At 61.9% G+C, this 7,266-nt stretch carries 5 protein-coding genes and 2 pseudogenes; 5 read left to right on the top strand and 2 right to left on the bottom strand.

Annotation, left to right across the window (positions count from 1 at the left end):
• Positions 1–89: 89 nt before the first annotated feature.
• The 3 genes and pseudogenes from hxsA to IMZ29_RS21855 form a co-directional block, all read left to right on the top strand.
• Positions 90–572: pseudogene (hxsA, locus tag IMZ29_RS23435) on the top strand (His-Xaa-Ser repeat protein HxsA); the annotation flags it as partial.
• Between the two features lie 51 nt (positions 573–623).
• Positions 624–710: pseudogene (locus IMZ29_RS21860) on the top strand (DUF1153 domain-containing protein); the annotation flags it as partial.
• 98 nt (positions 711–808) lie between these two features.
• Complete coding sequence (locus IMZ29_RS21855; protein WP_216188314.1) at positions 809–3,526, top strand: DEAD/DEAH box helicase; 2,718 nt, start codon at positions 809–811, stop codon at positions 3,524–3,526.
• Between the two features lie 191 nt (positions 3,527–3,717).
• Here IMZ29_RS21855 and IMZ29_RS21850 read toward each other — a convergent pair whose 3' ends face one another.
• Positions 3,718–4,653, bottom strand: a complete 936-nt coding sequence (locus tag IMZ29_RS21850) for a metallophosphoesterase (protein ID WP_216188311.1) — start codon at positions 4,651–4,653, stop codon at positions 3,718–3,720.
• Between the two features lie 133 nt (positions 4,654–4,786).
• Complete coding sequence (locus IMZ29_RS21845; protein ID WP_216188309.1) at positions 4,787–5,563, bottom strand: response regulator transcription factor; 777 nt, start codon at positions 5,561–5,563, stop codon at positions 4,787–4,789.
• Between the two features lie 131 nt (positions 5,564–5,694).
• Between IMZ29_RS21845 and IMZ29_RS21840 the strand changes: the two genes are divergently transcribed.
• Entirely contained in the window at positions 5,695–6,702 is a 1,008-nt protein-coding gene (locus tag IMZ29_RS21840; RefSeq protein WP_216188307.1) for a helix-turn-helix transcriptional regulator, read from the top strand.
• 34 nt (positions 6,703–6,736) lie between these two features.
• Complete coding sequence (locus IMZ29_RS21835; protein ID WP_216188299.1) at positions 6,737–7,195, top strand: hypothetical protein; 459 nt, start codon at positions 6,737–6,739, stop codon at positions 7,193–7,195.
• Positions 7,196–7,266: the final 71 nt, after the last annotated feature.

Here is a 7,266-nt window from a genome sequence, read left to right as displayed (position 1 = left end):
TACGTCAGCCCCATCCAGTTCGAGGCGGCGGCTTGTTAGGTTAAACAACCTGTCCGGCGGGATGGGGCAAGCCCAAAGATCCTCAGGCCGTCTCACTCCGGCCTTTGAACTTTGATCGTGACAACCTGTTCGCGGCGCACCGCTCGCACTCGAGCCATCGTTCGCATTCGAGCCACCGGTCGCATTACTCCGGGCAGAGCAGCCGCAGTTATTCGCCGGCTCCCGTGCGCGCAGCGCCGACGCCTTCCTATTATTCCGCGCCGGTCTCTTCAACCGGGGCGTCTTCGTCTCCCGCGACGACCGCAAGTCGGAGCAGTGCCGCGTCCTCAGCCAGTGAAACACCAGCGCGTGGCGCGGCCGAACCCACGCGCGCCGACAAGCTCAAACATCAGATCATGCGGGTCCAGCTTCAGCTCACGTCGCTTGGGTTCTACAGCGGGAAGGTCGATGGGATCATGGGGGCGCAGACGGTGGAGGCGCTTAGGCAGTTCCAAGTGCGGCAGTCGTTGCCGGTAAACGGGCGCATGACGACTGAGACGATGAACGCATTAGGAGTGCCGCTGTCGAGTTGATGTATCGACCCAGTTGAAACCTGCTCATGTCATCACTGAGGAGGTTCGACGATGAGCGTGAAGGTGGAAGGCGAGATCAAGCGGTGGACGGCCAAGCGCAAGAGCGCGTTGGTGTTGGAAATCCTCCAGGGCAAGACCATCGCGCTACTGGCCAGGCTTTGCAATTCGGGTTAGCCGCTTAACTTGTGCAGGTTCCGTTGGGTCAAGACAGCCGCGCGCGTACGAGTAAGGGAAGTATGGTTTCGATTCAGATGGGGCGCGATGGCAAGAGCGTGAAGTTCAGCGACTGGAAGATTTCCTGGAGTAAAAAGTACGAAGCCCTGCACCTGACCTGCTATTACCCCTCCAAGAAGACGTACACGCGTCCGCTCAGCGACTGCCGGGTATCTCCCACCCGCGAGTTGGGCGAAATGTTGTTGACCAGGGCCGGCAGCACAATCGTCACGCCCATCGCTAAGGCGACGATCTACGGCGAGCGTTATGCCATCGTCCATTATCCGAACGCCGACAAGCCTTATGTCTACAACATGGAGGGTATTGGCTTTGCTCCGCCCACGGCGATCAAGGAGGCACCGGTTTTCCACTACTTCTTGGCCGTGGCGAATGCACGGCGGGATCGCGCCCCGTCGAAGAGTGACCGTGACATTGCCGCCAATGTGGTCCGCCAACTGGAGCAACTGCCCGTCAGTGCCGACACCGCTTTGCAGGCCTACTGCACTGGGCGCAACAGCGCGCTGGCGCCGGGCCAGGGGCTGATCTATCCGTTCGGGTTGAATGAGAGTCAGCTTGCAGCGGTCGAGCAAGCATTCCGAGCGCAGGTAAGTATGATCGAGGGCCCACCGGGGACCGGCAAGACCCAGACCATCCTCAATATCCTCGCCAACATCCTGCTGCGTGGACAGACGGTGGCGGTACTTTCCAACAACAACGCGGCGGTTGAAAACGTCTACCAGAAGCTGGATAAATGCGGTCTGGGCCATCGGATCGCCAGACTCGGCAACCAGGACAACCGCAAGGACTTTTTCGCGAATCTGCCGCCATTGCCATCGAGCGAACCCGAGCCTGCGCCGACGCTGGAAGAGATTCAGGCCCTGCTGGCCCGCGTGAAGCAGCACTTGCACGATCACAATCGGGCAGCGCAGTTGCAGGTCGAGCGTGACGAGCTAATTGTCGAGCGGCGCCACCTTCAGCGCTGGCAGGCGGACCACAGTGTGCAGGCTGCCGCTTCGCTGGACAAGTATGGATTGTCGCCGCGCAAGACGGCAGACCTAATGGCCTACCTGGCCCATCTCGGTGAGCAGCGCATCCGCCTCAAGGATCGCATCGAGCTGCTGTTCAACTTCAAGATTTTCCGCTCCAAGCCTTTCGCCCAGGGTGATGCTCGCCTGGCCGTGTTCCATTCCCTGCAGATGCACTATTACGACAAGGCGTTGCAAGAGAAGGAAGCGGAGCTACAGGCGTGCCGCGCATCGCTGGCGCGCGGAAATTTCGAGGCTTCGCTGGAGGCATTGAAAACGGCGTCTATGTGCCACCTGAAGCAGCATCTGCAACAGCAGGTGCTCCCGTCGGATAGCTTCGATGCCAAAACATACAAGCATCGGGAACAGTTCGATGCCTTCGTTCGGCGTTTTCCGATTCTTGGTAGTGGTACGCACTCCATTGTCAATTCGATCGCGCCGGGGGCTATCCTCGACTATGTGATCATCGATGAGGCCTCGCTGCAGGACATCGTGCCTGGCATCTTGCCACTGGGCTGCGCGAAGAACTTGATCGTGGTCGGCGACAACCGTCAGTTGGCCCATATTCCAGTGACGCTGGGCCTCCCCGCGCCTGCTGAAGCCTACGATTGCGAGCGCTACAGTCTGCTCGATTCGTGTATCGGCGTATTCAAGGACGCGTTGCCAAGAACCTTGCTGAAAGAGCATTACCGTTGCCACCCCAGGATCATCCAGTTCTGCAACCAGCAGTTCTACGGCAACGCGTTGGTGCCGATGACCAAGGACAACGGCGAAGCGCCGCTGCGCCTTGTTGTGACGGCCAAGGGCAACCACGCCCGCCAGAACACCAACACGCGGGAGCTGGAATCGCTGCTCAAGGTGCTCGACGACGAGGGCGCCCCCCTCGCGCTCGACGGCGACGGCCGGGGCTTCATCGCGCCGTTCCGCGCGCAGGTCACGCTCTCCGGCACGCGTCTGCCAGCGGATTTCGCCAATGACACCGTGCACAAGTTCCAGGGCCGTGAGTGCGACGAGATCGTCTTCTCCACTGTGCTGGACAAGAAGCGCTACAACCAGGAGCGCAAGCGGCTGGCTTTCGTCGATGACCCGCGCATGATCAACGTGGCGGTGTCGCGGGCCAAGCACCGCTTCACGCTGGTGACGGGCGACGAGGTGTTCTCCGGCAACAACGGGCACATCGCGGCGCTGATGCGCTACGTAACCTATTACGCGCAGGAAGAGCAAATCGTGCGCGCGCCTGTGGTATCCGCCTTCGACCTGCTGTACAGCGAATATGACCAGTCCCTCGCGCGGTTGTACGCCCGTTTGCGACCCGAGGATTCGCGCTACAAGTCCGAGCGAATCGCGGCGCAGTTGCTGCGCGAAGCGCTATCGTCCCTGGCATGCGAAGCCTTGAAGGTCCACAGCCAAGTCAAGCTGGATCAGATCGCATCGCCGCACACTCCGGGCTTGACGGACCGAGAGCGGGCCTTCATGGCGCGCGCCAGCTGCGATTTCGTCATCTATTTCCGCGTGGGAAAGATCCCGGTGGGGGTGATCGAAGTCGATGGCGGCTCCCACGATCGGCTCGATCAGGCGGCGCGGGACGCGTTGAAGGACGGGATCCTGGCGAAGTGCGGCATCCTTATCCTACGTCTGCGTACCGTTGAGAGTCAGATCGGAGAGAGAATTGCCGACTTCATCGCCCAATGGACGAGCCCACCGCTCGGTACGTGATGAGGATCCCGCGCCACCCACTCTGCGAGTAAATCGAGCGGTACATCGACTCTGATCAGCCGAGCATCGATGGCGAAGAACTGGGCCAATGCGCCGATAGCCTTTTCACACGTGTCTCCTGCGTCCGTCAGATCGCGCCGATGAACGATGAGGCGCGCGCATGCGACACGGCGTGTCGCATGCCACATGAGTCACTCTACCCAGACGAACTTGTCCGCTGCCAGCTCGGCCTCGCCATCGAACCGGTACGCGCACAGCTTGCCCGGTGCCCCGCCCACGTGCTGCGCCGCGATGCTGTAGTCCACGCAGGCAATGAAGGGGTTGAGCGGCGTCGGATCTCCCGACATCCAGTAATGCCCGATGAAGAGCGGCTTCTTGCCGTCGTAGCCTGGCAGCACGTCGGCGGCTACGGGCTCGTGAGGGATGCGTGGGATGACGTCGGCGGGCACCATGGCCAGATCCCGGTAGGTCAGGCCTTCGAGGTTCCACCACTGCGTGCGGATGTGGCGCCGCGGGTTGCCATCCTTGTCGTGGAAGTCGCTGCCGGTGGGCAGGGGGATCTCCAGGCCTTTGAGCACCGTCTCCAGAGCCTCATAGGCTGGCGATCCCTTGCGACACAGTTCGGGCCACGCGTCGGGAGCAATCCGGTGCTGGTCGTCCGTGTAGGCCTGCAGCACGCGCAGCGCGGCGGGGTGCCAGCACGCGTGCACGATGCGCACGCCATCCAGGTCCAGGTACAGCGGGAGGGTCTTGAACCATTCGATCATCTCGCGGTGCGCGGCCGAGCCTTCACCCACCTGGTCCAGGAAAGCCTGATGCTGGCGGCGGTTCTTGTCGCTGTGCGGTCGAAGGAAGCTGCCGGGGCGTTCAGGGTCGGGCGATGCCCACGTCACAGCGTTGAACTCGTGGTTCCCCATCACGGTCAGCGCATGCCCGGCTTCAACCATGGTGCGCGCGATGCGCACTGTCTCCCGTTGGGCAGGCCCGCGATCGACGAAGTCGCCCAGGAAGATGACCCGTCTTTGCGGGTGTTGCCAGACGCCGGCGGTCTCTTGATAGCCCAGCTTGGTCAGCAGTCGGGTGAGGGCGCTGGCATGCCCGTGGATATCGCCAATGATGTCGTACATGCGGCTCTTCAGGTTCGAGGGGTTGCCGTGAAGGTTCGGCGTTCGTTCTGGATGATAGTGCGCGCGCGCAGCAGGGGTGGATAAGCAGAATGCGCGCAGGGGGGAGCACCGAACGCAAGCGATGCGCGTTGAGTCACGCGGCCAGCAGCGCACCTTTGCAGCGCGCCGCATGCACCGCTTCTCCCTTGCTGCGCACCCCCAGTCGTTGGTAGATGGCCGATGCATGAGCGCGGGCCGTGGCCGGCGAGATCCCCAGGTGCCGTGCGATGGTCTTGATGGGTTCGCCGCGGCCCATCCTGACGAGCACGTCGTACTGACGTTCGGTGAGATCTAGCCGTTGCATCTCGCGCGCGCGCAAGGTGCCTTCGTGTGATTCAGGATCGAACACGGGGTCATTGGGAACGGATACCTGCGATACAAAGCCCTCCGTCGCAAGGCCTTCTGCCAATGCGGCCACCGGCGGATCAGGATGCATGGCTTGGCCAGGGCTGTCTGCTCCCGAACAAGGACATGCCGAGCCCGCAGGAGGGTCATCCTCGCGCCACGGTTCACGTCCGAGGCCCATGCGAATGGCGGCTTGTAGCGTCAGCGGCGACGCGTCGCTCGGCACGCAGCAGTACACATTGTCGATCTCCACCCCGGATGCCGACCACGCGTTCTCGGGCGGACAGATCAACAGGATGCTTCTCGGTCGCAGGCGTCGCCGAGCGTGGGCCGTGAGTTCGCGCGCTGCGGCCCAGTCGGCGGGAATGCCCAGGATCAGGAGCTCGATGTCCAGCGCGAGATTCATGAGGGCGTCGGGATCCACGCGCTCAGGCGCTAGCGTGTGCACGGGCAGAGCCATTTGGCCGATGAGTTGTTGCAGGCCCACGCGAATGAGCGGGTGCGGTTCCAGCAAGACGATCGTCATGAGTGATTCAACGAAACCAGAGACGAGCGAAGTGTGGTTGAGCAGTGCGACGCGGCATGTCGCGGTGGCCACAGTGTGTGCCAAGGCGGGTTTTGACGTTATAGTCACCAAAACTTACATTCGGGGAATTCATGCAGCAATCTGATCGCATGAAGATTTTGGCGACGACGATTCACCAGCAAAGCGGGCAGGGCGTCTATCTGACGACGACTCAGCTGCTGCAGCGTCACGAGTCTCTCTATGCCGAGGCGGCCTCGCCGGCGGCACGCAAGAAGTCAATCGAGCGCGACTTGCAGCGGCTCGTGGAAGAGGAGCGCGTCGAGCGCACGTCCACGCGCACCCCGTTCACTTACCGGTCGTGCGGTGCGCGTGCCCTGGTGGATGCCAACGAGCGGGCGTATGCGCTTCACGTGATGCGGGCTGTCGTGCGCGACACGTTGCCGCAGCGCAGCTTCGATCACCTGTGGCCCGCCTTGCTCAAAGACGGTGCTGGCTTGCCGCTTGGCGAGGACAAGCTGCGCATTGTGTCTGACACGCTGCGGCTGATTCCCGCGGATATTCACCCGGAGGTGCTGACGCAGGTGCTGCGAGCGCTGGTTGAAGAGAAGCCGCTACGCGTGCTGTATCACAGCGCGCAGGGCAAGCGGTCCGAGCCGCTGCTGCACCCCCAGGGAATGCTGCAGCGCGGCCCGCGGCTGTACCTGTATGCGGTCAAGGACGACGATCGTGCCGTGGTCCGCATGTATGCCATGCACCGGATGATTCAGGCGGCCAGTACTGAAGACGTGTTTCATGCCTCGCCCGGGTTCAGCCTGCAAGAGCGGATCGACCGGGGACAGGCGGATTTCGCATCGGGCGAGCGCATCGTGCTGTGCCTGAGGGCGCGCGGCTATGTCGCCGATTTGCTATGTGACTCTCCGCTGTCGGACGATCAGCGGGTGGATGACGAGCCCGATGGCTCGCCGTTCGACGTGCACGTTCGGGCCACGGTGCCGAGCACGGGTCAGCTGTTGAGGTGGTTGCTTGGATGCGGCGACAACATTGAACTCTTGGAGCCGGCCAGTCTGCGAACGACGGTTGTGCAACAGTCGATGAAGATGGCGGCCATCTATGGCGCGGAGACCCTTGATGCCATCTAGAGGCCGGGCAATCCGCTGATCCATACGACACGACATGTCGCATCGTCCGCGTAGCCTGCTGTTTTCGTCAGTTGCCTGCCAAACGATGCCGCCACGCTATCTTGCCCATCTGGAGCCCGATTTTCCTCACTGGCTGAAGCTTGCCGTTGAGCTTGTTAAACGGGCCGCCGACGATGACCAATTTGTCGTGCTTCCCACTGAGCTTCCCATCCCCGACCTCGTGGAGCGCCTGTCCGAGGCCCGCGTGGAGGATGGTGATCTTGTCGATGAGCGAGGCCCTGGTCATCAAAGCCTTCGTATCACGTATGCGCAGGATGGGACAGAGGAGGATCGGTTCCTCATGGTTGCAACGGGTCGATTTCTATTGGAAGTGTCGTTAGACCTTCAGCAGCGGCCGCTATGGCTACGGCTGGCCGTTTCCTATGAGGACGATGAAGAGGTGTCGAATAGGTTGATGCCTTGGACGGGAGCTCTGGACGTCATGGTTGGGTAATGCCCCCATTTTTACTGGGTCGCAGAAGTAGAAACTGATGCGGCCATGGCCAGCCGCTGCTTTGGTGTGAA

The sequence above is a fragment of the Verticiella alkaliphila genome (genome assembly GCF_018904615.1).
GTDB classification, from domain to species: Bacteria; Pseudomonadota; Gammaproteobacteria; order Burkholderiales; family Burkholderiaceae_B; genus Verticiella; species Verticiella alkaliphila.
The sequence above is the reverse complement of the archived record's forward strand: the minus strand, read 5'-3'. Positions and strand labels throughout refer to the sequence as shown.

Excerpts from the sequence above, each read along its gene's own strand:
- IMZ29_RS21855 (WP_216188314.1), top strand. The coding sequence starts at position 809 with ATGGTTTCGATTCAGATGGGGCGCGATGGCAAGAGCGTGAAGTTCAGC.
- IMZ29_RS21850 (WP_216188311.1), bottom strand. The coding sequence starts at position 4,653 with ATGTACGACATCATTGGCGATATCCACGGGCATGCCAGCGCCCTCACC.
- IMZ29_RS21845 (WP_216188309.1), bottom strand. The coding sequence starts at position 5,563 with ATGACGATCGTCTTGCTGGAACCGCACCCGCTCATTCGCGTGGGCCTG.
- IMZ29_RS21840 (WP_216188307.1), top strand. The coding sequence starts at position 5,695 with ATGCAGCAATCTGATCGCATGAAGATTTTGGCGACGACGATTCACCAG.
- IMZ29_RS21835 (WP_216188299.1), top strand. The coding sequence starts at position 6,737 with ATGTCGCATCGTCCGCGTAGCCTGCTGTTTTCGTCAGTTGCCTGCCAA.